Raw genomic sequence first — 23,694 nt, forward strand, 5'->3', positions numbered from 1 at the left:
TTTCTACGCTCTGCGTACTCTCGTTCGCGAGATGTTTGGCGTGTCGATGAACGCGATGCGCACTGTCGGCGGCTTGTACACTCGACAGCGCGCCATGACTACGACTGAGGTGCCTGCCCGGCGGTATCGAGCATGGCCTCCGGCATGTCCTGCCATTGGCCGTCGATCAGACCTTGCAACGGGCGGAAATTCGCCTTGTAGACCATCTTGCGGCTTTGCTGGATCCAGTAGCCGAGGTAGACGTGCGGCAAGCCGAGCGCGCGCGCCTGCTCGATCTGCCAAAGAATGTTGTACGTGCCGTAGGACGCGCCTTCGACATCCGGATCGAAGAACGTATAGACGGACGACAGGCCATCGCTGAGGATGTCGACCATGCTGATCATGCGAAGCGTGCCCGCCCCCTGATGGCCCGGTGGCTCGCGAAACTCCACGAGGCGCGAGTTCACGCGGCTTTGCAGCAGGAACTGCTCGTACTGTTCGCGGCTGTCGTGATCCATGCCGCCGCCGGCGTGGCGTCGCGACTGATAGCGCATGTAGAGCTGGTAATGCTCTTCGGTGTAATGCAGCCCGGAGACATTCACGGCAAGCGAGGCGTGACGCTTCCAGATCCGTCGCTGTGTGCGGTTGGGGACGAAGCGCGCAATTGGCACTCGGACCGGAACGCAGGCCCGGCATCCGTCGCAATAAGGACGATACGTGAATACGCCGCTGCGGCGAAACCCCGAGCGTACGAGTTCACTGTAGACGTCGGAGTTGATCAGATGGCTGGGCGTGGCCACCTGCGAGCGCGCCGTGTGGTTATCCAGATAGCTGCAGGGATAGGGCGCCGTTGCGTAGAACTGAAGGGCGGACAGCGGAGAGAGCGGCAGTTCGTTCGGATGGGTCACTGCGAAACCTCGTGAGCCTTGTCTGCTGCGTTACCGTAGGCCAGTGCGCTGAGCGTCTGCTTGTCCAGACGCCAGACCGGCGCGGGGGCCATGACCGCCTTTTTCACATGCGCCAGAAAGGTCTCGCGAGGAATTTCACCCCCGCCAAGCGACGCCAGGTGAGCGGTACTTTGCTGGCAGTCTATCACCTCTATTGCGTGTGTGCGTGCAAACGCGACGAGTGCCGCGAGCGCGATTTTCGAGGCGTCGGTGCGCCTGGCGAACATCGATTCGCCATAAAACATGCGACCGAGCGCCACGCCATAAAGACCGCCGACGCGCTCCCCCTCGTAGAACGTCTCCACGCTGTGCGCGAGGCCGGCGTCGTGGAGGGCGCGGTAGGCGGCGACGATCGCCGGGGTGATCCACGTGCCGTCCTGCCCCCGGCGCGGCGCCTCGGCGCACGCCTGCATGACCGCGGGGAAATCGGCATCGAGGCGAATTTCCCAGGCGTCTTCGCGGATTACGCGGCGCAGCAACTTGCGGAAGTTGTGGCTGACGACGAAATTTTCCGGGCGCAGCACCATACGCGGATCGGGACTCCACCAGAGCACCGGCTGGCCTTGCGAGTACCAGGGGAAGATGCCTTGCCGATAAGCGGCAAGCAGCCGTTGCGGCGAGAGATCGAGTCCGGCGGCGAGCAATCCGGGCGCGTCGCTCGACGCGTCGAGTGCCTCGTCGACCGAGGGGAAGGGATCGTTTGCTTCGAGCCAGACGACCATGGCGACGTTAGCGTTGCGGGATTTGCGCCGACTTCACCGCATTACCGATGAAGTCGACCCGGTCGATGCGCATGGCGACGCGAGCCCCGACGCGTTCAGACACGCAGCATCGGCGTGAGAATGTCCTCGGTGTGCGCCGTATGCACGGGCAACGACGGGACAGGGACGCCCGGCATCGCGGCGTCGGGCGTGGAGGCTTCGAGGTGCACGCCGAACGCACCTGCACGGCGGTCTTCGAAAAAATATCGCAGTGTCTTGGCAACGGTCGGGAACGCAATGTCGTCCCACGGGATTTCGTCTTCCGAGAACAGGGCGACTTCGAGACTCTCTTCACCCGCGGCAAATTGCGGCTCGCGCATTTGTGCCAGATAGAAGATGTGGACCTGATTCACATGCGGCACGTTGAGTAGCGAGAACAGCGCACCGACATCGACGATGGCGCCCGCTTCTTCCAGCGTTTCGCGTGCAGCAGCCTGCGACGTCGTCTCCCCGATTTCCATGAACCCGGCCGGCAGTGTCCAGTACCCGAGCCTCGGCTCGATGGCGCGCTTGCACAGCAACACCTGATCGCCCCACACAGGCACCGTGCCGAGCACGTTGCGCGGGTTCTGATAGTGGATGGCGCCGCAATGGGTGCACACATGCCGCTCGCGGTTGTCACCGGGCGGAATGCGCAGCTCGACCGGATGGCCGCAGGCGGAACAGAATTGGGTGGGAGGACGTCGGTTCATGGTTGCTGCGAGTGTATCATCGGCAACGCGCGCTGTGCGGCGACGCACGCCGGGTGCCGGGATAACCCGTGTGTTGGGGCGAACGTTGGCCTGCATGGCGGTTTCCTTCGACATGGGAAGGCGCGCCGGGAAAATATTCGGCCTGTCATGTTGCACTGCGATGGCAATTGTCATATAATCTAATTCTTCAGACGCGGGGTGGAGCAGTCTGGCAGCTCGTCGGGCTCATAACCCGAAGGTCACAGGTTCAAATCCTGTCCCCGCAACCAAATTCGAAAGCCTGATTTCTTCAAGAAATCAGGCTTTTTGCGTTTCTGTCGCTGTGGAGTCCGATGTAAGCCCCCCCGATGAAAGGTCCGATGAGGGCCCTCATGCCGCGATCGTGCGGAATCGGTGCGGCATGGACGCGACATTGTGTGAACCATCGATATCTGCTAAACCCGCGAGGTCTCCATGTCCGGCATCTATATCGCGCACGAAGACGAATTCGACGCCATTACCGAACTCTGGGAAGCCTCCGTGCGCGCGACGCACGAATTCCTGAGCGACGACGATATTGCCTGGCTGCGTCCGCGCATTCGCAATGAATATCTGCGTGCGGTAACGTTGCGCGTATTTCGCGACGACGCTGGCGTCATTCGCGGCTTCCTCGGCGTGTCGCCGGGCAATGTGGAGATGTTGTTCGTGGCGCCCGAGGCGCGCCGCCAGGGGATCGGTGCCGCGCTGCTGGCCTATGCCGTGCGCGAGCTCGATTGCACGCGTGTCGACGTCAACGAACAGAATCCGCAGGCGCTGGCGTTTTACCAGCGCGAGGGATTCGAAGTGATCGGCCGCTCGGCGCTCGACGGGCAAGGGCGGCCATTCCCGATATTGCACATGCGCCTCGCAACGGCGGAGGCTGCGCCTTAACGCGGGCAGTATCCCGGCTTCTTGTAGAGGTAGCCCTTCTTTTCCTCGATCTCGGGGCGATAGACGGCGTCGTACCAGAGCGCGGGCGACACATCCTGTACCGCGATGGAAATCGCGTTGGCTTCAACGCCCAGCACGGTCTGCAACGTCTCGGTGATGCGATCGGCCAGATCCTGTTTCTGATGTTCACTGCGTCCTTCGGACAACTTCACGATGACGTGCTGCATGGGGTGTCTCCTGTCGCTGATGCAAGTCGGTGAAAAAATTCATCCCTTGACGGGTGCCGCTGCCGGGCGTTGTGCCATGCGGCGTGCGCGGGTCTGGCTCAGCGCCACACCGAGGATCGTCAGTCCCCCGCCGACCAGGTGATAGCCATGCAAGGTCTCGCGCAGCAGCAGCGCTGCGGCCAGCGCGGTGGCGATGGGAATGAGGTTCATGAAAATGCTCGCTCGATTCGCACCCAGATGGCTGACCGACATCATCCACGCATAGGGCGCCACGATCGATCCCGGAATCGCCGCGTAGAGCACCATCGCAACGTTCGGTGCGGAATACGTCATCGCCGGTTCGAGCCACATGCCCGGCAGCAAGAAAATCAACGCGAACGCCATTTGCACGTAGATCGACGTGAACGTTGGCAATGCGCTTGCCCAGCGCTTGAGCAGCACGCCGTAAGCCGCCACGGATAGCGCCGCGACGAGCATCATGGCGTCGCCGCGTCCCACACCCTGCGACAGCAGCGCACGGGGATCGCCTTTGCCGATGACAAGCACAATCCCCGCGAACGAGATCGCGACGCCCAGCATGGCGCGTCGTGACGGCAAGTCGCGAAACAGTGCGACACCAATCAGGAGTGTGAGCAGCGGCACGAGAGACAACAGGATGCCGATGTTCGTGGCAGACGTGTAGCTCGCGGCGTAGTACGCGAGGCCCTGACACGTGGCCATGCCAAGCAGGCCGAGCAGCGCGAGCCGGGGAAGTTGCGCGCGGATCGTCGCGCGATATTGCCAGACACGCTTCGCGACGAAAGGCGTCAGAACGAGAAAAGCGATCAACCACCTGTCGAACGCAATGGTGCCGGGCGGAATCGCGCCGGCGGCGAGCTTGCCGACGATGGCATTGCCCGCCCAGATGCCCACGGCCAGCAGGCAAAGAAGGAGATAACCGGGATTCATTCGAAAGCCTCAAATGCGAAATGGCACAGTGAGGCTAGAATAGCGAATATCTTTTTATCGTTATATAACGACTTTCAGACAAACATGGATCAAACCGGACAAGACCGACAAGCTGCTTGGAGCCAACTGAGCGGCGTGTTGCCAGAACCGGCGCCTTTGACGTTCCGGTCTGCGACCTTCGAGGGTGGGCAGGTGTTCGAATCGAGACGCCAGCCGTGGGGGAAGGTCGGGTTTGCGCTGACCGGGGTGATGGAGGTGATCGTGGAGGGGAAGCACTTTCTCTCGCCGCCGCATTACGCGACCTGGATACCGGCGCAGGCGTCTCATCGTTGTCACAATCGGCAGAGCGTCAGGTTCGTCACGATCTACATCGATCACGACGGGTGTCGCGACATGCCGGAGACGGCGTGTACGTTGGCGCTCAGCCCGTTGATCCGGGTGATCTTTTCCGACTTTCTGTCCCGGGACGTGATGACGCCGCAGGGCGAGGATGATCTGCGTCTGGCTCGGGTGCTGATGGACCAACTGCGTAAGGCGCCGCGCCGCGACAGTTATCTGCCGGTGTCGGACGATCCGCTGGTGCGGCCGATTACGGACGCGTTGCAAAGCCATCCGAGCGACCGCCGCTCGCTTGCCGACTGGGCGGAAAGTCTGGGCGCAACGGAGCGTACCGTGTCGCGGCGTTTTCAGTCGAGCATGGGGATATCGTTCAACGAGTGGCGGCAGCGACTCAAACTCGTGATCGCGTTGTCGCAGATCGAAGAGGGGAAACCGGTGCAGCGTATTGCGGACGATCTGGGATACAGCACGCCGTCCGCCTTCATTGCGATGTTTCGGCGTCAGACGGGCACTAGCCCGTCGTTCATCTCGACGCAAGACTGGGGGTAGGGCGGTGGCGACGCCGCTGCGCTAGTCCATGCTGCCGTCGGGTGTGATCTGTACAGGCTCACATGCAGGCTCAAACACAGGCTTAAACACAGGCTCACATACAGATTTAACGCGCCGAAGGCAGCAGGCGTTGCTTGATGCGTGCGCCGAAAACGTTGATGACCAGGCCGGCCATGACGAGCGCGGCGCCGGCGATCTGCGCCGAGGTGAGTTGTTCATCGAGCAGCAGCGCGGCCGATGCGAGGCCGATGATCGGCACAAGCAAGGAGAATGGCGCGACCTGACTGGCGGGGTAACGAGTCATCAGTCGTCCCCAGAGCGAGTAGCCGACGAGTGTTGCGATGAAGGCGAGATAGGCAATTGCGAAGACCGAGGATGCCGGAATGTGCGTGAGCGAAGCGGCAATTTGTTGCGGGCCTTCAAACCAATAGGAGAGCAATGCAAAGGGAATGGGGGGAATGAGGCTGGCCCAGACAACGAGTCCGACCAGATCGACGTTGCCGATCTTTTTCGTGACGATGTTGCCCGTCGCCCAGCTGAGCGATGCGCACAACGTCAGCACGAAGCCGATCAGCGTCATGTCGCCGCCGCCCTGCATGCCGATGACGGTCAGGCCTGTCGCAGCGATCAACAGACCGACGATGTTTTGCGCGCGAAAGCGCTCGCCGAGGCACAGCACTGCGAGTCCCAACGTAAAGAAGGCTTGCGCTTGCAGCACCAGCGACGCCAGTCCGGCGGGCATGCCTACGTACATTGCGGTAAAGAGTAACGCGAATTGTCCGAACGAGATCGTCGCGCCGTAGGCGATGAGCCATTTCAGCGGCACTTGTGGGCGCCTGACGAAGAGGATGGCAGGGAAGGCGGCGAGCAGGAATCGCAGTGCGCCCAGGAGCATGGGCGGCACGCCATGCAGGCCGACCTTGATGACAACGAAGTTCACGCCCCAGGCGAGTACCACGATGAGTGCCTGCAAGAGGTCCTTCGGTGTCATGCGGGCATCTCCTTGGGCGGTATTCGTTAATTTGTTATCGACGCAGGGCGAGAGTGTACTCCCGGCGCGTCGACGTGTCCTGCTGAGAAAGCTGTCCGACGGTCCTTCTCACAGCGCGCCGGCGGGGCGGGCGGTTCCTCCGGCGTCGGCGGCAGAGAAGGGCATGACGTATACTTTGCGTTTCGTACATCCAGAAACGCTGTCTCAAATCACCCAACGGGTCTGTTCGGACCGGTGGCGGGTGCGTTGGCGAGACGGCGTTTTCCGTATCTGAGGAATTTGCATGACTTTACCTCCCCGCCGCGTCAGCGTGGCCCCGATGATGGATTGGACGGATCGCCATTGTCGTGTCTTCCACCGTCAGCTTTCGCGTCATACGTGGCTATACACCGAGATGGTGACGACAGGAGCCCTGTTGCATGGGGATGTCGCACGTCATCTCGATTTCGATGCGGTGGAGCATCCTGTCGCGTTGCAGCTTGGCGGCAGCGAGCCGCAGGACCTGGCGCGCGCGGCCAAGCTTGGCGAGCAGTGGGGGTACGACGAGATCAACCTCAACTGCGGGTGCCCGTCGGAGCGTGTGCAGCGTGGGGCGTTCGGTGCTTGTCTGATGGCGGAGCCGGCGTTGGTGGCCGATTGCGTCAAGGCGATGCGCGACGTGGTGCAGGTGCCCGTGACCGTCAAGCATCGCATCGGTATCGACGACGTCGAGTCGTTCTCATTCGTGGAAGACTTCGTCGGCAAAATTGCCGAGGCTGGGTGTTCAACCTTTATCGTGCATGCGCGCAATGCCATCCTGAAAGGCTTGAGCCCGAAAGAAAACCGCGAGATTCCGCCGCTGAAATACGACTATGCGTATCGTCTCAAACAGGTATTCCCTCACCTTGAAATTCTGATTAACGGCGGCGTGAAGACGCTCGACGAAATTGAACTGCACCTTCAGCATGTGGACGGCGTGATGCTGGGGCGCGAGGCGTATCACAACCCGTATGTGCTTGCGGAGGTGGATGCGCGCTTTTACGGTGACACGGCGCCTGTGAAGTCACGTGAGGTGGTCGAGGACGCGCTGATCGAATACGCGGCGTCGCAGGTCGAGCGTGGTCAATATCTCGGTGCGATCACCCGTCATGCGCTCGGGCTGTATCGGGGCGTGCCGGGTGCACGCGGGTGGCGCCGCGTGCTGTCGGATCCGAAGCGTCTCAAAGCAGGCGTGAGCGCATTCGAGGAAGCGCGGGCGCAGCTCCGTGCCGGGGCATTCAACGAACGCGACGATACGGCGTCGGTGACCGCGGCATGACGAGCGTCGCGTGACGCGTTGACTTGTCCCCGTCGTCGTGCACGTCATGCTATCGACGCTGAAATGGCAGCGCTTGACGCCGAGCGTTCGCCGCGCGAGATGACCATGTCGCGCATCGAACGCGCACGGAAGGGAAGGAATATTTCGAAGAAGTGAAAAAAGTGTTGGCAGCGCGATAAAAACGTCGCTATAATCTTGTTTCTGTTCAGCGAGCAAGTCAAGGCGCTGATCACGGCGGTGGCCGTAGCTCAGTTGGTAGAGTCCTGGATTGTGATTCCAGTCGTCGTGGGTTCGAGTCCCATCGGTCACCCCAAAATTCCCTTGTAGTTCAAAGCACTAAGTGCTTCTCATTTTCCTAATTCGGGAAAGTTACCCCTGATAAGCGTCAAATTTCTCCGCTTTCTGCTGCGTTGCCTTCGCCGTATGCTATTTCGCGCTAATGATCTGATCGCGCGTGCTGCATTGGATACGCATCGCATCCTGCCGCGCGGGGTGCAAAACCATTGGGGTGCGGGCCGCTGTGTCGGAAAAGGACGGCGCGCGTCGTTCGCTCGCCGAATTGAGCGTCACTGACGTGTGGAGCCCAAGTTCACGATCTTTTGAATGCGGCAGTCTATGGTTGGAAGGGCCGCAGCCGGCAGGAAAGAGGGCAGGCGATGAAGGCCGCTGCGAACAAGCGCGGTGATGAGGTGCCGCATCAAGGGCGAGCGCCTTGCCGCAAAAATGGGGTCGGACGTAACGCGTATGAAAGTATCCGTCAGCATATCGCGATTAAAGCGGACCTTCAGTTCCGGATGCGCGCGCGTCGCCCGTTCGATCGTGCCAACCGTTATCCAATTCAGGGAGCGCCACGTTCCCGCAGGATCGGGAAGGTTGTCGTATTCGAATATCCGACGGTGCATCAATCGCTCGGTAAGGCGCTTGCTGAACAGTGTCGGAATATTGAAGTGCGGTTCGTACGGAAACGTGTAGTTCGGACAGGTAAACCGATATGACGCGCCATCACGAAGACTGCGTCCGACACGGTCCACGACACACCCAACGTCGCTGACGTGCTCCATCACGTTAATGGAAAAAGCAAAATCGAAGCGGTTGACGATGTCGAGCGATTCGCCCGGACTGGCAATGATCGTGGGGACGCAATTCGCCTGCCGCGCCACGAACAGCACCATCTCTTGAAACTTTGTGAAGAGTGAAAATCCTTGGCCCACGGGTTCGAGAGCGCTGACGCGAAATCCTTCGCGGACCAGTTGGCAGCTCAGCAGATAGGCTCCCGCCCCGACTTCCAGCACCTCGGCGCCTTGGGCGAGTCCGCTCAGGTCCTGGTCGAGATACCGGCGTGCGAAAAGCGCTTCGTTCGCATAGGTCTCGAAGATTTCGAGCAGATCCGGCGCCTTGGCAGCAATCTGCCGCCGAACGAGTTCAAGCCATTCTTTCATTTCCGGTATCAGTGACGAGCAGTTCATGTTTGCGAGTCTGTGAGCGCTTTTTTGTATTGTGTTACGAGCGCAGCGTCGGGGCCTGGGTCACTGCCCGGCGGTGACGCCAATCGTAATGCCCGCGAGGATCAAGCTGGCTGCGGTCACCGTAGCCAGGCTGATCTGCTCACCCAAAAACCAGTGCGCCCCGATGATCACCATGACAAATGTCACGCCAATGTATATCGGAAATGCAACAGCGAGCGGGAGTCGCGTAACGATGACCATCCAGGCAATCGACGCCAGAAAAGCGGCCCCATATGCGGACACAATCAGCGGGTCGCGCAGCATGACCGCAAGTTTCGACGTCAGCGTATCGCCTGCCACGACCCCGGCTGCCCGAAATTTGATCATGATCTGGCTGTATGCGACGAGCAGCGCGACTGGGATGACGAGAAGAAGCGATTTCATAGTTGATTAAACACAACGCTGCACGTCGACGAGATGGCCGACGCGTTGATAGTTCCTGCTTATCGGTTCGTGCACGTCTGCGCTAGCGCTTGCACGATGTGGTCCTGGTGGTTCGGCGTCAGGCCGATCCACATCGGCAGACGTACCAGGCGTTCAGCGTGATGATCGGTCGTCGTCAGCTCACCGTGCGTGCGCCCATAGCGCAGCCCGCCAGGGGACGAGTGCAATGGAACATAGTGGAATACGGAATGCACTCCGCAAGCCTTGAGCGCACCGAGTACTGTCTGCCGGTCGATACCGTCCGCAAGCAATACGTAGTACATGTGCGCGTTATGTTCGCAATCATTTGGGACAATAGGGCGACGTAGCACACCGCTCGCTTCGAGCGGCGCGAGAGCGTCATGATAGTAATTCCATATATCGAGGCGCTGCCGGGTAATGCCTTCGGCCTGCTCGAACTGAGCCCATAGGAACGCTGCGATCAATTCCCCCGGCAGGAAGGACGAACCCACCTCCTGCCATGTGTATTTGTCGACTTCTCCTCGGAAGAATCGGCTTCGGTCCGTTCCCTTTTCACGAATGATCTCTGCCCGTTGAATATGCGCAGGATCGTTGACGAGCAACGCACCACCTTCGCCGGATATCACATTTTTTGTTTCATGGAAACTGAGTGCCCCGAATGTTCCGATGCTGCCCAGCTTTCGGCCCTTGTAGGTGGACTCGATACCTTGTGTCGCGTCTTCCACAACGGCGAGGCCGCGACGCTTCGCGATATCCATGAGAACGTCCATGTCGCACGAAACCCCCGCATAATGCACCGGCACGATTGCCCGGGTGCGCGGCGTGATGGCGTCCTCCACCTTGCGCTCATCCAGATTCAGCGTGTCGTCACGGATGTCGACGAATACAGGGACGCCTCCGCGCAGGACGAATGCGTTAGCCGTCGAGACGAACGTATACGACGGCATGATGATCTCGTCACCCGGCTGAATATCGAGCAGTAAGGCGGCTAGCTCAAGTGCTGCAGTGCATGAGTGGGTCAATAGCGCCTTGCGGGCGCCCGTGCGGGCTTCGAGCCATTCATGGCAGCGCTTGGTGAACGGGCCATCGCCGGCAAGCCGATGCCATTCGTTGGCTTGCGAAATGTATTCCAGTTCCTTGCCCGTCATGAATGGGCGATTGAATTCGATGTTTTCCGAGTTCATGGGCTGGCAGTAAGAGAGAGAGAAAACGCGCGCATCAATCCAGCTCGCAAATGAGATGACAATGCGTGTAGGGAATCCACGACTTGTGACGGACTGTCGCACGAACGCGGCTAAAGGCTTGCTGCGCAATGGCGTTGTACCCTTCGCGAGTTCGCACATTCTGGCCCCGGTCGCTCTTGACGAGCCAGCGTGCGATGGCATTCTGATCGTCGGTAAAGCAGGGGTCCAGCGTCACTACGCGGCCGCCCGGCGCGAGGCGTGCGGAGACCATGCGCAGAACGGCAACGGCATCCTGGTCGTCAAGGTGGTGGAGCAGGCCGATGGCGATGACCCGGTCGAATCGAGGCAAGGCCGCGAGCCTATCCTCGTCCAGCATCGCGCATGTGAACCGCGCGTTGCGGGCGGAGAATCGAGCATTGGCTTGGGCAATATATCGCTCACTGATGTCGAAGCCGTAGTATTCGACGTCCGGCAAATGGGCGAGTATGTCGGCGGGACCGCAACCGATGTCCAGAACACGCATCCCGCTGCTCGCCATCAGATACTCGTTGACATAATGGGCGCGATCCCGTTCCGCTCCCATGAACCGCTGAAAACCGGAGTAGACAGCCGGATGCGACAGAATGCTGCGGATACCGTGAGTGACTTGCGCCATGGCGGCGAATCTCCTGAGGCTTCGGATATATGACGGCGCTGAGGGCGTCAGGAACGGGGGCGCGAAATTGTCGCGTGGCTTGGGTAACGCGCAAGAGTTTGCCAGAAGTCGTCGTCGAAGGCGGACGTTGAAAATGGCAATGGCGGATTGAAAGCGACCTCTCTGTCATGTAGGCGACAGTTCGAATACCCTGCCATGTCGGTGGGAGTCGCCAGCGCGCTCAAAAGTGTCAGGCAACCGGCTCTGAATACCGTATCCATCACGGTATCGACGGTATCCTCCGGATCCGTCGGGATGACCGCTTGCGCAATAGGGCGCCCTGCGTCGACTTCGATGGTCACATCATGTGCGGTCACGCCGATAAACTTGGCGCCCTCCGCGAGTGCCGCCTTGATCGGTGCTGTGCCGATCATGCCCCCGTAGGCAGGCAACAATGAGTAATGCAAGTTAACCAGCTTCCCCGCGAACGCCTCGACGAGCGCCGGGCCGAGAATGCGGTGAACGTTGGTAACGACGATATCGGCGCCCGCGTCGGCCAATGCCGCGCTAACGTTTATCTGCTCTGCTCGGGAGAAATCCATCACCTGCGTGGAGATTCCCTGATCTCGCGCGAACTGATTTGCAAGACATTCGCGGTCTGTCAGCACAATGCAAAGACGCGCGTCCCCAAGCAGGCCCACCGTGATGGCCTGCGCGACGAAACGAAGATTGCCTCCGCCGCCGGAACAAAGGAAAGCGATTTTGCGTGTCATAGCGGGCGACGGAAGACCTGACGAACAATGGTGTACGGGCGCTGCTTCGTTTCCAGGAAGACCTTGGAAAGGTAAATACCAATGACGCCCACGCTTGACATCAGCAATCCGCCGATCAGCCAAATCGATGCCATGACCGATGTCCATCCGGAGGGCGGTCGGTTAAAGAAAAGCCAGTGAACGAGTAGAAAGACGACATAGGCGGCTGCCATCAGCGAGATGGTCACCCCGGTGTAGAAAATGCCGACCAGCGGTGCATTGCTGAACGAAGTGATCGAGTTCACCAGCAACGACACTTTTTTTCGGAAGGTGTACGTCGATGAACTGTTGCTGAGCTTGCCGACCGTGAGTGCGGTTTGCGCAAAACCAGTGATGTGCCAGAGGCCCGCCATGAAAACTTCTCGTTCCCGATGTTGGAGGAGCGCGTCGACATAGCGGCGCGACATCAGGCGAGCCGTGACGAGATTGGCTGGCAGTTGCATATCGCTCAACCAGTTGAAAAGCGACCAGAACCACTGGCCGCTCAGGCGCTCGAACCACCCGCCTTTGTGGAGCGGCCCCACGTATCTGAGGACACGAGGACTCTCTTAAAATAAGGGATAGTCTTGTGCCTATCAGTAAGCCTAGTCATTACGTGGAAAGCATCGAAATTCTGACCGAGCCGGAGCGCCGTCGTCGGCGCACGGCGCAGGAAAAAATCGCCATCGTGCAGGAAACATTGGAGCCGGGAGCGTCGGTGTCGGCCGTTGCACGTCGGCACGGCGTCAATGCCAACCAGGTGTTCGGCTGGCGCAAGCAATACCAGGAAGGCAGTCTGGCGGCGGTGAAGGCGGGTGAAACCGTTGTACCGGCATCTGAGCTAGCCGCCGCCATCAAGGAAATCAAGGAGTTGCAACGGCTACTCGGGAAGAAGACGTTGGAGGTCGAAATCCTGAAAGAAGCCGTGGAATGGGGCCGGTCAAAAAACCTGATTGCGCGCTCGCCCTTGCTGCCGGGGGACGACCGATGAAGACGGTCTGCGAAGTTCTCGGCGTGGCGCGCTCTGCCGTGGCGGTCAAGCGAGCTCGCTCGTCCGACTGGCGCGATGGTCGCCGTGCCCGCGTGACCAACGATGCCGGGCTGGTCGAGGAGATTCAGGCCCATGTGGCGCACCTTCCTACCTATGGCTACCGGCGTGTCTGGGCGCTGCTGCGCCGCAGTCGGGAGCAGAGCGGTGCGCCGTGCATCAACGTCAAGCGCGTGTATCGGGTCATGCGGGAGCATCAGTTGCTGCTGCGCCGCCCCGGCGTGCGGCAAGACAAGCGGCGGCATGACGGTCGCGTTGCCGTGGAGCGCAGCAACACCCGCTGGTGCTCCGATGGCTTCGAGTTCCGGTGCGACGATGGTACGCCGCTGCGCGTGACGTTTGCGTTGGACTGCTGCGACCGCGAGGCGATTAGCTGGGCCGCAACGACCGGCGGGCATAGCGGTGATGTGGTGCGAGACGTGATGCTGGCCGCCGTCGAACAGCGCTTCGGCACCACGCAGGCCGCGCACCCCATCGAATGGCTGACGGACAACGGCTCGGCCTACATCGACTACCGCACGCGCAGCTTCGCTCGCGAACTGGGTCTTGAGCCGCTGACCACGCCGGTCCGTTCGCCGCAGAGCAATGGCATGGCCGAATCGTTCGTGAAGACCATGAAGCACGATTACGTCGCCTATATGGACAAGCCTGACGCACCAACAGCGCTCTCGCGTCTGGCAATCGCGTTTGAACACTACAATGAGCGCCACCCGCACAAAGCCTTGAAATACCGCTCGCCTCGCGAGTTCAGGCGTAATGCGGTGTCATCAACCTAACAGTGTCCGCCTGTCCTGAGTTACAGGGGCAACTCCACTTTGCGTGTGGCCTGCACGCCATATGCGACGTCACTGGAAGCCGCCTCACGCGCCGCCGCAAAATCGGGCAGCCACTCGGGCGATTCTTCGAGGTCACAATCGATAAGAAAGACATCGTCGCCACAGGACTGCGCCAGACCGGTCATCATGGCCTTGTGATGACCGAAGTTACGAGACAAGTCCACCACAACGGCGTGGTCGTCTGCCTGCGCGATATCGAGCACACGCGCCAGGCTGTCGTCGGGCGAGCCGTCGTTGACATAGACGATTTCATAATCGTCTTGCGCGAACGCCCGTGCCGCAGCACTAGCTCGACGATGAAACTCGTCAAGAAAACCGCTCGAACGGTACAGTGTAGTGACAATGGAAAGTTTCACGTTCGCGAGCAGTTCAGATATTGGGCGCTCTGGCGCCCACAGTTGAACAGGAGATCCAGGATCGAGACCTCGTGAATGAAGGGGCCCCACAACTGGGGATATTCTCGGTAGGGGCCATATTGAACCCACTCCACGCCGATGCCGGCCGCCTCAAACGCAGTTTCGTCGAGATAATTGCGTGCCGAGGGTCCGGACACGTAGACATTCGCACCAGCCTGTTGGCACAAGCTGATCAGACGCTCGGTCTTGCCTTGCGTCATTGCGTAATCCCAGGACCAAGTGATTTTCGTATCGATCTCAAGAAACGCGCAGATCGATTCGATCAATTCTCGGTTGAACATCGAGAGATGAGTGTGCTGATTGCCGAGATATCGGGGGGCGAGCCAGTCAGCGATCTCGGTGAATGCCTTAGCGCCCTGATAATTGGCGCAGAGCGTCTTCCAGTGTCGTTGGGCCCATACCGTATCGGTGAACGTCACGTCCCGAATCTGGCGGTGAATCGACGACCCCACAGGAATGGTTAGCCATTGGGCGCCTGAAGGCGTCTTCACCCGATTGCGATTGCGCCAATCGTTTTTCGTGAACTGTACGTCGTCATACAAGATAAATTCATCGACGGCAGCGACGATTTCAAAGTATCCCTTCCACGGGACATAGTTGGACTGCAGAATGGCAACTTTCTTCAAGGCCTCGCTCCGATCCTCTACGCGGCATGGCTCCGATTTGGCAAACGAATCGACGCAAACCGGAAGTGTAACCGATGGGGCTTCGAACACTGGCGCGAACGCCCGGATTTTTGAGATGTCTCTGGGAAGTCCGCTGCACGGCTCGGGCTCGCGCGTCTGCTGAAGTCGGCTCGAAGCCGTTCGCGGCAAATGCGGGGCACGGTCGATTTCAGGCGGTGGTTTCGCGTGCCAAGCTTGGCAAATGAAGCCCCGGGGAGCGTATGCCACCAAGATCGGTTAGACACCGGTCTCAGTGATTTGGCCAATTTCGAACGCCTCAGGTATATTTCAAAAAAAGATAATTGATAGGTCGGGGTGCTGAGTAATCAAACACAATGTTTGCAGCGCGTAAGTTGGCATTTTTTCTGACATCCGCATGTGCGAGCGGTTTCGTGCATGCCCAACCTCTAACTGACGCGGCGATATGCGGTGGCATGACCGCAATCGTAGCGACCTGGACATGCGGCGGGGCTGCGGGAGACGCTCTGTGCACGTTATGGGGCGTCGATGTCGCCGGTTCCGGGCAGTGGACCGATAAGAGCCGTTTCGTCATCGAAGGGCCTGAATCGGTGACCCGGGCGACATATGAAGAAGCATGCAAGGGCAGTCGATGTTCCAGTCCGGAGTACTCGGTTTGCTCGATACCCATCACTCGCTCCGGTCAAACGCCGATTGCTTCGCTTCTACGTCCCGACTCCTAGAACACCGCCATTTCCGCAGTCGGTATGCCATGACGCCGATTAAACCAAAGCGCTCTTGCTAAATAGCAAGAAACACTTCGGATGCATTGCGGGCACGCATGTCCCATGCGTTGTAACGGTCCCAGTACGGCGTCACGTTCGATGATGATTCGCGCGAACCCCTGGCGGGTTCGCGCTCCCTTTCTGCCGCGATGTCCTTGGTCTGCGGGCACGCTTTATGCGTTTCCAATGCGTACCCTCTCGTCACCGGCAACACCCGGCGACCTAAACTCGCCCCCGGGGCAATCGCAAAGTTTGATCTAGGTCTAATTCGTCGTTCGACGCGTGCCGCCAGGCAGGGTGGCGCGGTCCATAATGGATTCGTCATGTTTTCATGACCCTGTCTTCCCGGGGTGATCATGGTGCCCCATGCGTCCCGGTTCAAAGCCCACCTTCCTGAGGTGGGTTTTTTTTGGCCCGGACAGGGCGGTTTGCGCCGTTGGCATGCTGCCGCAATGTCACCGATCGAAGTCGAACGTGCTAGGATTTTTGGCAAGACAGCGCGTTTTTTCGACCTTCGTGACATCGGAGACACCCATGAGCACCTTTCTGCACGGCGGCCTCGGGCTGGGCAGCGACGGCGAGTCCGTACGGTTTAACGTCAATGTTGACGGCAAGGTATGGACTTGCCAGATCGGGCGCGCGTCGCTGAATCGTCTCTCAGGCGTCGACGCAGGCGGGGAAGCCCTTTTCGATCAGTTCGTCGACTTTGAAGATGAAATCGTCGAACTGGCAGGCAAAACCGTCGCCAAGGGGGCGACCACCGAACCGGTCGACGTCACGGCCCCCTGAGGCGGCCGAACGGCGTTCGCGCCGACGCGGCCGAGCGCCGCTTGCACGACGTCGCACCATGCCAATCCACCTGGCCGCCTGGGCGGCGCCTCGCTAACCGGAAACAGGGAGTCTGTCATGAGCTATGCATCGCATGAGCAGGTCTACGACTACCGCGCGGGCTATCGAATTCGCGTACGCGCTTTTCAGAGCGAATACGCCGGACCGTGGGACTATCTGGTGCAGGTGCTCAGGCACGACCAGCCGGAAGGACCGGAGGTGCGCTCGCCGGACGGCCATCGCGACAATCGCCTGGATGCGGAAATGGCCGGACGAAAAGCCGGCGAGCGCATCGTCGACGAATTGCTCGGAGACGGCGACGCCTGACGCCGGGCGGCATTACGAGCGCCGTAACGAACGGCCCATGGCACTGAATGCGGTGCCCGTGGCGGACCTGTGGTCACGCTCGCGCATTCGAGCGCGCAGCCTCGATGCCAACGCCCATGCTTCGGCCGGGCCGATCGGTGGAATGTCCCGACCGTGGCGCCCGTAGCGGGCTGTCTGCGCATCGCTGTCCAATTGGGCAAACGCCACAATCGGTACTAACGCCGCAAGCGCCACACCCCATCGTCGGACACTTCGGCCCGGCCATCCTCCGCAAGCTTCTCCAGATGCGCCCGCAGCGAACGCCGTGCAACGCCATGCCGCACGGCGGGCACGTCGGCATAGACCAACGGCGTTAGCGCTTCGATGCTCGCAGCGCCGATCCGCTCAAGCGCTTGCACAGTGCTCGCTTCGCGTGCCAGCCGATGGGCGATGAGTCGCGCAATGCGCTGCGCCGGGCGATCCATCATGAACCCGTGCCCGGGGGCAAGCCACGCTGGGCCGAGCGTCGCGAGCTTTTCGAGCGATGCCAGATATGTCCCCATGTGACCGTCAGGCGGATTGATGACGACCGTCGAGCCCTGCATGACGTGATCGCCGGTGAACACCAGCTTCACGTCGGCGAGTTCATAGCAAAGATGGTTGGCCGCATGACCCGGTGTATGAATGGCACGCAGGGTTCGCCCGTCGGGCAGCGTGACTTCATCGCCATCCGATAACGTCACATCCGGCAAGAACAGCGTGTCTTGCCCCTCGCGGTGACGCGCTTGCAAACCATAGGACGTTGCATTCGTGCGTTGTTTGAGCAACCGCGCCCCGGGCGAATGGTCGCGGTGGGTATGCGTCACGAAAATCTGTCGGATGGCGCCTGGCGCGGCGCGCAAAATGGCGTCGATATGGATCGGATCGTCAGGCCCCGGATCGATGACGGCCCAGTCGTTGTCGGCGCCCCCACCGACGAGATACGTGTTCGTGCCGGGGCCGGTCATCATGCCCGGATTTGGTGCGGCGATGCGCAGCACACCGGGCATGAGCGTGACCACCTCTCCGGGGACGATCTCGTAGCTCCCCGTGCCCCGCGCCTGCGGATCCGTCAGCGTGAGTTCGGCCCATGCCGGTTCATCCGGCGTGACGGGCCAGCGGCCACGTTTGCCATTCGCGAGACGCGGCTCAATCCGCGGCACTTCACGCAATGCGGCCGCTGTCGATATCGCCCGTTCCGCCGTTGCCATGCCCTCCAGCCATTGCAGCAGCTTGCGCGTGGGGGGCAGCAGGCGCAATTGATCGGCGTGTGCCAGCGCATAGTGCGGACGCATCCAGCGATGCGCGGCCGTCTCTGTCTGATCGACTTCGACATGCTGGCCGTCAGGCAGTATGGTCAGGAAAAAGCGCGTATCGAAGCGTTTGGGCAGGGCCAGCGGCGTGACCCAGTGACTGAGGTAATGCAGATGGCGCGGCGTGAGCCGGATATCCCGCGAGCGGCAAAGCGACGCGATGTCGATCTTGCCGTCGTGCAGCGCTTCGCGCTGCGCCCGGATGTCATTCAGGCGTCTCGCATCCAACGGCGCGCCATCGACGTCTTGCGCGAACAGCACGCCTGTCTCTTCGAAGCACTCGCGTATTGCTGCGACGTAGTAGTCGAGTCCCCCGGCGTCGAGGGCCAGACGTTGGCTCGCGGTGGCCTCATCCAAGCCCTCGCACACGGCATGTCCGAGTCGGTCGGCCGCGTCGAGCACCCCGCCCGGGAAGACGTAAGCGTCCGAGCTGAAGTCGCCGGCGCGCACAGCCCGTCGCAGCAGCAACACTTCCATGCCGCTTGGGCGCTCGCGCAAAACCACGAGACTCGCCGCCATCCGGAGCGACACCGGCGCGCACGGGCGATGCTCAGCCGCGGACGACGACGGCAGCGCAGCAGAGGTATCCGGACGATCTGTCATGACGACGTACGCGCGCAAGTCGCGCGAAATTGGAAAGTCCCTAGTGTGCCATCGGAATGGTAACGCCGCAGGTGGGTGAGCCCCGGGGGGGCGCCGGCTTGAGGGCCGGGTTGAGAGCCGGGTTGAGAGCCGGGTTGGGCGACACCGGGCAGCACGTCAGTCGTTAGCGTACGAATGCGAGGAAATCGGGACGGCGCGGCGAATCGGAGCGGTGCGCGGCCGACACCATCCGACACCTTCCGACGCTATCTGCCCGGCGCTATCAGGCTGCATCATTCGCGGCCTGCGTCGAGACGGTCGCCACGTCGTGAGTCGCGCGGTTGTCGTGCGTCGGCGGCATACGCGCAGCCACCGCTTGCAACCACTGCATCGTCGCTTCCGGCTGCGTTACCGGCAGCATATGGCCGCCATCGACGAGCGCCAGGCGCACACGATGGCTCGCAACAGGCATGCGCTCGCCGTGCTGGCGGTAGTCGAGAATTCGGTCGCCGCGTCCGTAAAGGATATCGACGGGCACCGTCAACGCGGCGTAACGGGCGGCCAGTGCGGTCATGTCGCGTTCTGCCGCGAGGATATCGACGCTGCCCGATTCGAAGTTGCCCGGACGAAAGCCCAGCACACCGCCGCCGCGAATCAGAAAGTCCTTCGGGGCGTCTTCCGGTCCAAAGACATAAGCAAGCGTGGCGCGTCCCGTCATCATGCCGATGGGTACCGCGAGCGTGCGTCCGACCCAGCGGCGCCACCATGCATTGCGTATCGCGAGCCCGCGAAAGGCGGCGGGAACCTCGGACACCGGTTGGGTCAGCGGCGCCATCAACGCGAGCGCCCCAACGCGTTGCGGATGGTTGAGGGCAAGCATCAACGATACGGCGCCGCCCAACGAATGTCCGACGACCAGCGGGCGGTCCAGACCGAGCCTGTCGATGACCTGCGCGACGATGTTCGCCTGCCATGCCAGGGCGGCGTCGCGTCCCCGGGCGCGCGTGGAATACCCGGAACCTGGACGGTCGATCAGCACGACGCGATGCGTGCGAGCCAATGCCGCCAACGGCAAATAGGCGAAGTTGCGCAACTGGCCGCAAAGCCCGTGAATAAAGACAATCGCCGGCCCTTGGCCGAAGTCCACGTAATGCAAGCGTTCGCCGTCGATGTCCAGAAATTGCCCGTCTGGCGGGACGGCGGCTTCGGCCCGTCGGGCAACGCGACGCGTGAAGCGCATCAGCACGGCCGTCACCGCGATCATGGCGATGGCAAGGCATGCGATTACATAGACGATAAACATCAGTGCGCCCCCGGTGTTGCGGCAATGTCGTTAGACACATTCGGTACATTCGCCATGCCCGCGGCGGCCTCTCTCGTCTGTGGCGTCACGCGGCGCGTCGCCCGTCGCTCGAAACGCATCACGCCGTCGTCGACACTCCCCCAGCGCATCAGGCGCCAGTCGCGCAGATAGCTTTGATAGAAGACCCATGGCTTGCGTGCGCCCTGTTTGGGAAGCGCCCCGGCGGCGCGTTGTATGTAGCCGGAGGTGAGGCCAATCGCCGGCAAATCGCCATGCTCGCCCTCGCGCAGTTGCGGGACACATGTGTCGGCGCCGTGGGCGTTCATGTGGTTGATCAAGCGACAGACGTACTGCGCGATCAGTTCGGCCTTCAGGGTCCACGAAGCGTTCGTGTAGCCGAAGATCGACGCCAGATTCGGCACACCGCTGTACATCATGCCTTTGTACGCGACCGTCTGCGCGAGCGACACGGGCTTGCCGTCGACAAGCAGTCGCGCACCCCCCATCAATTGCACGCGTAATCCGGTCGCGGTCACAACGATGTCCGCGTCGAGCGCCTTGCCGTGTCTGAGCGCGATGCCGTGCGGTGTGAACGACGCGATCTCGTCGGTCACGATGCTGGCGCGCCCGCTGCGCAGTGCCTTGAAGATGTCGCCGTTCGGCGCAAGACACAAGCGCTGGTCCCAAGGGTTATAGCGGGGCGTGAGATCGCGCTGCACATCGGCATGGCCCGCGGCCTGGCGCGCGGCACGCCGGATCAGAACACGCCGTATCGCTTGCGGCCATCGCCGCGCCGCGTTGTAAAAACCGAGCGTGATCAGCACGTTTTTTATGCGCACGATGCGATGTGCCATGCCGGCGGGCAGCCAGGCGCGCAGCCGCTCTGCCACGCCGTCGCGCTGCGGCATCGAGAGCAGATAGCTCGGCGAGCGCTGAAGCATGGTGACGTGCGCGGCAGTGGCAGCCAGGCTCGGCACCAGGGTGACGGCGGTGGCGCCGCTGCCGATGATCACGACGCGCTTGTCGCGATAGTCGAGATCCCTGGGCCAGTGCTGAGGGTGGACGACGGTGCCGGCGTATGTCTCTATGCCCGGCCAGGTTGGCGTGTGACCGGCATCGTACGCGTAGTAACCGCTGCACATGAACAGGAACCGGCAGGTCAGCGATAGCGTGTCCTTGCGTCCATCGGCATGCGTGCGCTCGATGTCGAGCGTCCAGCGCGCGATACTGGAATCCCAACGCGCTTCGCTGACCTTGTGTCCGTAACGGATGACGTCCTCGAGTTGTTCGGCGCGAGCCGTCTCCTTCAGATAATCGAGAATCTTGCCGCCGTCGGCGATCGCCTGATCGCTTGCCCACGGGCGGAAGCTGAACCCGAGCGTGAACATGTCCGAGTCCGAGCGCACACCGGGATAGCGGAACAGGTCCCACGTGCCACCGAGCGACTGTCGTGCTTCGAGCATGGCGAAGCGCGTGCCCGGACACTGCTCGCGCAGGTAGTGCGCGGCGGCAATGCCCGACAGTCCTGCGCCGACGATGATGACGTCGAGATCCGTGGGTGAAGATGGCGTCATGGCGATGTCCTTCGGTTGGCGCAGCATCAGTTCGTGGAGTGCGTGGTTGCATCGGCCGCCGCAGCGCTGGCCCGCGAGCGCTTTGCCGACATGGCGGAGCGTCGGTAGAACCACACGACCAACGCCTGATAGCTCGCCCCCAGCACGCGGGCCAGTTTGTCCACGCGGCGCGCGTCTGGCCCGACGAGAACACGCCGCGCATTGCGCTCGACGCCGATGAGGATCTGGCGCGCCGCGGCGTCCGCACTGGTCACATCGATGAGTTGGTTGGCACGGCGCCGGTGGGTCTGCGGGTCGACGCCGGTGAACGCGGCGATGCTGTCGTCGATGCGAGACGCCGTCACGATGTTCGTCGCGACGCCGCCGGGATGTACGCAAGTGCACGACACCGGGGCGCCTGCGAGATCGAGTTCCATGCGCAGCGCTTCGGTGAAGCCGCGCACTGCGAATTTGCTGGCGTTGTACGCCGATTGCGTGGGCATGGCGATGATGCCGAACAGGCTCGACGTGTTGACGATGTGCCCCTCGCCGGAGGCGGTGAGATACGGCAGAAACGCCTGCGTGCCGTGAACGACGCCCCAGAAGTTGATATCCATCAGCCAGACGAAGTCTTCCTGTCGCGCGGTCGCGACCGGTACCGACAGCGAGACCCCGGCATTGTTGAAGACGAGATTGACCTTGCCGTGCGCCGCGACGCTCGCACGCGCCCAGGCAAAGACGGCTTCGCGCTCGGCCACGTCCAGGCGTTGCGACGTGACACGCACCCCCAGCGCGCGACAGGCTGCTGCGGTGGCAGCGACACTGGCCTCGTCGATATCGGACAACGCGAGATGCGTGCCCCGACGCGCCAGTTCGAGCGCCAGCGAGCGACCCATGCCCGATCCTGCCCCGGTAATGGCGGCGACCTTGTCGGTGAATGTCTTCATTACGCTGTCTCCCTGACGGCAGCATCGATGGCGTCGCGCGCGCCCGGCGAGTGCGCTCGGGGTGCGCTTATATTGGTCATACATCGCTCATACATCGCTCGTGAATCGCTGGATACGTTTCGCTTACTGAATCTGGTGTTGAGTGTCACCACTTTAGTTTTTGGCCTCGTTGATGTCAAATAGCGAAATGGAACAGGGACTCGAATCGACGGACATGACGACGAGCGTTGCGGGGGCTGAAGCGGCTGAAGGTGCTGAAGGGGCAGAGCGCCATCAGAGCGATCCCCCGGCGCGCGGGCGGCGCTATGGCGGCTTGGGGCAGGCGCAGCGCGAGCAGGCGCGCCGCGCGGCGCTGATCGGCGCGGCCACGGAAGTGTTCGGCACGCTCGGCTTTCGCCGGGCGACTGTGCGAGCGGTGTGCGGCCTGGCCAGACTCAACGATCGGTACTTCTATGCGGCGTTCGACAATATGGAGGATCTGCTGCGGGCGACATACGCGCATCATGCGCAAGCGTTGCTCGCGCAGTTGCAGGCCGCCATTGCCGCGAGCGAGCCGACGCTCGACGCCCGCCTGGACGCGGGGCTGAATGCCTTCTTCGCGTTCTTGCGCAATCCTCACGCGGCGCGGGTGTTACTGCTCGAAGTGATGGGCGTAAGTCCGCAGATGGATCAGACGTACCAGCGCTACATCTTCGAGTTCGCGAAGCTCATTCTTGCCATGACGCCGGTCGCGCAGAGGTCCGCGCCGCTCGACGACGAGGCGCAGGCGCAGGCCCGCATCGTCGGTCTGGCGCTTGTCGGCGCCATGACGAACGCGGGCACGGCGTGGGTGCTCACGGGCTATCAGGACACACAGGCGCGCATGGTGGCGAGTTGCCGTCGCGTGCTCGGCGGTGCGTTGGCCTGATACGCTGACATGCCGCGCTGACATGCCGCGCCGCGCATATGGTGCATATC

25 protein-coding genes and 2 tRNA genes are annotated in these 23,694 nt (G+C 61.6%); 9 read left to right on the plus strand and 18 right to left on the minus strand.

What is annotated here, in order from left to right:
* Positions 1–98: 98 nt before the first annotated feature.
* From UC34_RS09980 to UC34_RS09990, 3 genes are all read right to left on the minus strand, one after another.
* Complete coding sequence (locus UC34_RS09980; RefSeq protein ID WP_044455413.1) at positions 99–887, minus strand: arginyltransferase; 789 nt, start codon at positions 885–887, stop codon at positions 99–101.
* Positions 884–1,648, minus strand: coding sequence for a leucyl/phenylalanyl-tRNA--protein transferase (aat, locus tag UC34_RS09985; protein WP_044455414.1), 765 nt, complete (start codon positions 1,646–1,648; stop codon positions 884–886). Before aat ends, UC34_RS09980 begins: the two co-directional genes overlap by 4 nt.
* A gap of 95 nt (positions 1,649–1,743) precedes the next feature.
* A complete protein-coding gene (locus UC34_RS09990) occupies positions 1,744–2,379 on the minus strand; it encodes an NUDIX hydrolase (RefSeq protein ID WP_044457981.1) in 636 nt (211 codons plus the stop codon).
* Between the two features lie 192 nt (positions 2,380–2,571).
* Between UC34_RS09990 and UC34_RS09995 the strand changes: the two genes are divergently transcribed.
* Positions 2,572–2,648 (plus strand) — tRNA-Met (locus UC34_RS09995).
* Positions 2,649–2,832: 184 nt separating this feature from the next.
* Entirely contained in the window at positions 2,833–3,288 is a 456-nt protein-coding gene (locus UC34_RS10000; protein WP_044455415.1) for a GNAT family N-acetyltransferase, read from the plus strand.
* Here the strand turns inward: UC34_RS10000 and UC34_RS10005 are convergent.
* Together UC34_RS10005 and UC34_RS10010 are read right to left on the minus strand one after the other, a co-directional pair.
* Positions 3,285–3,515: a tautomerase family protein gene (locus tag UC34_RS10005; protein WP_044455416.1), complete on the minus strand. Its 231-nt coding sequence runs from the start codon at positions 3,513–3,515 to the stop codon at positions 3,285–3,287. The two genes, UC34_RS10000 and UC34_RS10005, sit on opposite strands and share 4 nt — an antisense overlap.
* Before the next feature lie 39 nt (positions 3,516–3,554).
* On the minus strand, positions 3,555–4,463 hold the full coding sequence (locus tag UC34_RS10010) for a DMT family transporter (protein WP_044455417.1): 909 nt from the start codon (positions 4,461–4,463) through the stop codon (positions 3,555–3,557).
* 192 nt (positions 4,464–4,655) lie between these two features.
* Between UC34_RS10010 and UC34_RS10015 the strand changes: the two genes are divergently transcribed.
* On the plus strand, positions 4,656–5,351 hold the full coding sequence (locus UC34_RS10015) for an AraC family transcriptional regulator (protein WP_218919569.1): 696 nt from the start codon (positions 4,656–4,658) through the stop codon (positions 5,349–5,351).
* A 106-nt stretch (positions 5,352–5,457) separates the two neighbouring features.
* Here the strand turns inward: UC34_RS10015 and UC34_RS10020 are convergent, their stop codons facing one another.
* Entirely contained in the window at positions 5,458–6,342 is an 885-nt protein-coding gene (locus UC34_RS10020; RefSeq protein ID WP_044455419.1) for an EamA family transporter, read from the minus strand.
* Between the two features lie 283 nt (positions 6,343–6,625).
* Between UC34_RS10020 and dusA the strand changes: the two genes are divergently transcribed.
* Entirely contained in the window at positions 6,626–7,639 is a 1,014-nt protein-coding gene (gene dusA, locus UC34_RS10025) for a tRNA dihydrouridine(20/20a) synthase DusA (protein ID WP_072617462.1), read from the plus strand.
* A 237-nt stretch (positions 7,640–7,876) separates the two neighbouring features.
* A tRNA-His gene (locus UC34_RS10030) sits at positions 7,877–7,952 on the plus strand.
* Between the two features lie 253 nt (positions 7,953–8,205).
* Here UC34_RS10030 and UC34_RS10035 read toward each other — a convergent pair.
* The 6 genes from UC34_RS10035 to UC34_RS10060 form a co-directional block, all read right to left on the minus strand.
* Complete coding sequence (locus UC34_RS10035; RefSeq protein ID WP_044455421.1) at positions 8,206–9,078, minus strand: class I SAM-dependent methyltransferase; 873 nt, start codon at positions 9,076–9,078, stop codon at positions 8,206–8,208.
* Positions 9,079–9,165: 87 nt separating this feature from the next.
* A complete protein-coding gene (locus UC34_RS10040) occupies positions 9,166–9,528 on the minus strand; it encodes a hypothetical protein (protein ID WP_044455422.1) in 363 nt (120 codons plus the stop codon).
* A gap of 59 nt (positions 9,529–9,587) precedes the next feature.
* Positions 9,588–10,733, minus strand: a complete 1,146-nt coding sequence (rffA, locus tag UC34_RS10045; RefSeq protein WP_044455423.1) for a dTDP-4-amino-4,6-dideoxygalactose transaminase — start codon at positions 10,731–10,733, stop codon at positions 9,588–9,590.
* Positions 10,734–10,767: 34 nt separating this feature from the next.
* On the minus strand, positions 10,768–11,388 hold the full coding sequence (locus tag UC34_RS10050) for a class I SAM-dependent methyltransferase (RefSeq protein ID WP_044455424.1): 621 nt from the start codon (positions 11,386–11,388) through the stop codon (positions 10,768–10,770).
* A 47-nt stretch (positions 11,389–11,435) separates the two neighbouring features.
* The gene (locus tag UC34_RS10055; protein ID WP_052810976.1) at positions 11,436–12,140 is read right to left on the minus strand and encodes a formyltransferase family protein; all 705 of its coding nucleotides are present in this window, start codon (positions 12,138–12,140) and stop codon (positions 11,436–11,438) included.
* Positions 12,137–12,703 carry a hypothetical protein gene (locus UC34_RS10060; protein ID WP_052810977.1) on the minus strand — a complete coding sequence of 189 codons (567 nt, stop codon included), beginning with the start codon at positions 12,701–12,703 and terminating at the stop codon, positions 12,137–12,139. The genes UC34_RS10055 and UC34_RS10060 overlap by 4 nt, the downstream gene beginning before the upstream one ends.
* An 80-nt stretch (positions 12,704–12,783) precedes the next feature.
* Between UC34_RS10060 and UC34_RS10070 the strand changes: the two genes are divergently transcribed.
* Positions 12,784–13,982 (plus strand): IS3 family transposase gene (locus UC34_RS10070; RefSeq protein WP_167370682.1). Its coding sequence is split into 2 segments (ribosomal slippage): positions 12,784–13,099 and positions 13,099–13,982, totalling 1,200 coding nucleotides; the frame shifts between segments, so codons are not numbered across the junction.
* Positions 13,983–14,002: 20 nt separating this feature from the next.
* On the opposite strand, the gene UC34_RS10075 is transcribed toward UC34_RS10070, so the two are convergent.
* Positions 14,003–14,398: a glycosyltransferase gene (locus UC34_RS10075; RefSeq protein WP_052810978.1), complete on the minus strand. Its 396-nt coding sequence runs from the start codon at positions 14,396–14,398 to the stop codon at positions 14,003–14,005.
* Positions 14,395–15,084, minus strand: coding sequence for a WbqC family protein (locus tag UC34_RS10080; protein ID WP_044455425.1), 690 nt, complete (start codon positions 15,082–15,084; stop codon positions 14,395–14,397). The genes UC34_RS10075 and UC34_RS10080 overlap by 4 nt, the downstream gene beginning before the upstream one ends.
* 1,316 nt (positions 15,085–16,400) lie before the next feature.
* Between UC34_RS10080 and UC34_RS10085 the strand changes: the two genes are divergently transcribed.
* Positions 16,401–16,655 carry a DUF1488 family protein gene (locus tag UC34_RS10085; RefSeq protein ID WP_044455426.1) on the plus strand — a complete coding sequence of 85 codons (255 nt, stop codon included), beginning with the start codon at positions 16,401–16,403 and terminating at the stop codon, positions 16,653–16,655.
* A gap of 117 nt (positions 16,656–16,772) precedes the next feature.
* On the plus strand, positions 16,773–17,021 hold the full coding sequence (locus tag UC34_RS10090) for a hypothetical protein (RefSeq protein ID WP_044455427.1): 249 nt from the start codon (positions 16,773–16,775) through the stop codon (positions 17,019–17,021).
* Positions 17,022–17,236: 215 nt separating this feature from the next.
* Here the strand turns inward: UC34_RS10090 and UC34_RS10095 are convergent, their stop codons facing one another.
* From UC34_RS10095 to UC34_RS10110, 4 genes are all read right to left on the minus strand, one after another.
* Positions 17,237–18,955 carry an MBL fold metallo-hydrolase gene (locus tag UC34_RS10095; protein WP_084070992.1) on the minus strand — a complete coding sequence of 573 codons (1,719 nt, stop codon included), beginning with the start codon at positions 18,953–18,955 and terminating at the stop codon, positions 17,237–17,239.
* A 262-nt stretch (positions 18,956–19,217) separates the two neighbouring features.
* Positions 19,218–20,237, minus strand: coding sequence for an alpha/beta fold hydrolase (locus tag UC34_RS10100; RefSeq protein ID WP_084070517.1), 1,020 nt, complete (start codon positions 20,235–20,237; stop codon positions 19,218–19,220).
* Positions 20,237–21,811 carry a flavin-containing monooxygenase gene (locus tag UC34_RS10105; protein WP_237165285.1) on the minus strand — a complete coding sequence of 525 codons (1,575 nt, stop codon included), beginning with the start codon at positions 21,809–21,811 and terminating at the stop codon, positions 20,237–20,239. The genes UC34_RS10100 and UC34_RS10105 overlap by 1 nt, the downstream gene beginning before the upstream one ends.
* Before the next feature lie 26 nt (positions 21,812–21,837).
* On the minus strand, positions 21,838–22,737 hold the full coding sequence (locus UC34_RS10110; RefSeq protein ID WP_044455428.1) for an SDR family NAD(P)-dependent oxidoreductase: 900 nt from the start codon (positions 22,735–22,737) through the stop codon (positions 21,838–21,840).
* 172 nt (positions 22,738–22,909) lie between these two features.
* On the opposite strand from UC34_RS10110, the gene UC34_RS10115 reads away from it, so the two are divergent.
* Entirely contained in the window at positions 22,910–23,644 is a 735-nt protein-coding gene (locus UC34_RS10115) for a TetR/AcrR family transcriptional regulator (protein ID WP_237165286.1), read from the plus strand.
* The last annotated feature ends 50 nt before the right edge of the window (positions 23,645–23,694 follow it).

Source organism: Pandoraea vervacti (genome assembly GCF_000934605.2).
Classification (GTDB): Bacteria; Pseudomonadota; Gammaproteobacteria; order Burkholderiales; family Burkholderiaceae; genus Pandoraea; species Pandoraea vervacti.

Bases quoted from the DNA above. Each gene is read 5' to 3' on its own strand.
- UC34_RS10110 (WP_044455428.1), bottom strand. From the start codon at position 22,737: ATGAAGACATTCACCGACAAGGTCGCCGCCATTACCGGGGCAGGATCG.
- UC34_RS10115 (WP_237165286.1), top strand. From the start codon at position 22,910: ATGTCAAATAGCGAAATGGAACAGGGACTCGAATCGACGGACATGACG.
- aat (WP_044455414.1), bottom strand. From the start codon at position 1,648: ATGGTCGTCTGGCTCGAAGCAAACGATCCCTTCCCCTCGGTCGACGAG.
- UC34_RS10005 (WP_044455416.1), bottom strand. From the start codon at position 3,515: ATGCAGCACGTCATCGTGAAGTTGTCCGAAGGACGCAGTGAACATCAG.
- UC34_RS10010 (WP_044455417.1), bottom strand. From the start codon at position 4,463: ATGAATCCCGGTTATCTCCTTCTTTGCCTGCTGGCCGTGGGCATCTGG.
- UC34_RS10050 (WP_044455424.1), bottom strand. From the start codon at position 11,388: ATGGCGCAAGTCACTCACGGTATCCGCAGCATTCTGTCGCATCCGGCT.
- UC34_RS10020 (WP_044455419.1), bottom strand. From the start codon at position 6,342: ATGACACCGAAGGACCTCTTGCAGGCACTCATCGTGGTACTCGCCTGG.
- UC34_RS10090 (WP_044455427.1), top strand. From the start codon at position 16,773: ATGAGCTATGCATCGCATGAGCAGGTCTACGACTACCGCGCGGGCTAT.
- UC34_RS10100 (WP_084070517.1), bottom strand. From the start codon at position 20,237: ATGTTTATCGTCTATGTAATCGCATGCCTTGCCATCGCCATGATCGCG.
- UC34_RS10055 (WP_052810976.1), bottom strand. From the start codon at position 12,140: ATGACACGCAAAATCGCTTTCCTTTGTTCCGGCGGCGGAGGCAATCTT.
- rffA (WP_044455423.1), bottom strand. From the start codon at position 10,733: ATGAACTCGGAAAACATCGAATTCAATCGCCCATTCATGACGGGCAAG.
- UC34_RS10085 (WP_044455426.1), top strand. From the start codon at position 16,401: ATGAGCACCTTTCTGCACGGCGGCCTCGGGCTGGGCAGCGACGGCGAG.
- UC34_RS10095 (WP_084070992.1), bottom strand. From the start codon at position 18,955: ATGACAGATCGTCCGGATACCTCTGCTGCGCTGCCGTCGTCGTCCGCG.
- UC34_RS10040 (WP_044455422.1), bottom strand. From the start codon at position 9,528: ATGAAATCGCTTCTTCTCGTCATCCCAGTCGCGCTGCTCGTCGCATAC.
- UC34_RS10105 (WP_237165285.1), bottom strand. From the start codon at position 21,811: ATGACGCCATCTTCACCCACGGATCTCGACGTCATCATCGTCGGCGCA.
- dusA (WP_072617462.1), top strand. From the start codon at position 6,626: ATGACTTTACCTCCCCGCCGCGTCAGCGTGGCCCCGATGATGGATTGG.
- UC34_RS10000 (WP_044455415.1), top strand. From the start codon at position 2,833: ATGTCCGGCATCTATATCGCGCACGAAGACGAATTCGACGCCATTACC.
- UC34_RS09990 (WP_044457981.1), bottom strand. From the start codon at position 2,379: ATGAACCGACGTCCTCCCACCCAATTCTGTTCCGCCTGCGGCCATCCG.
- UC34_RS10035 (WP_044455421.1), bottom strand. From the start codon at position 9,078: ATGAAAGAATGGCTTGAACTCGTTCGGCGGCAGATTGCTGCCAAGGCG.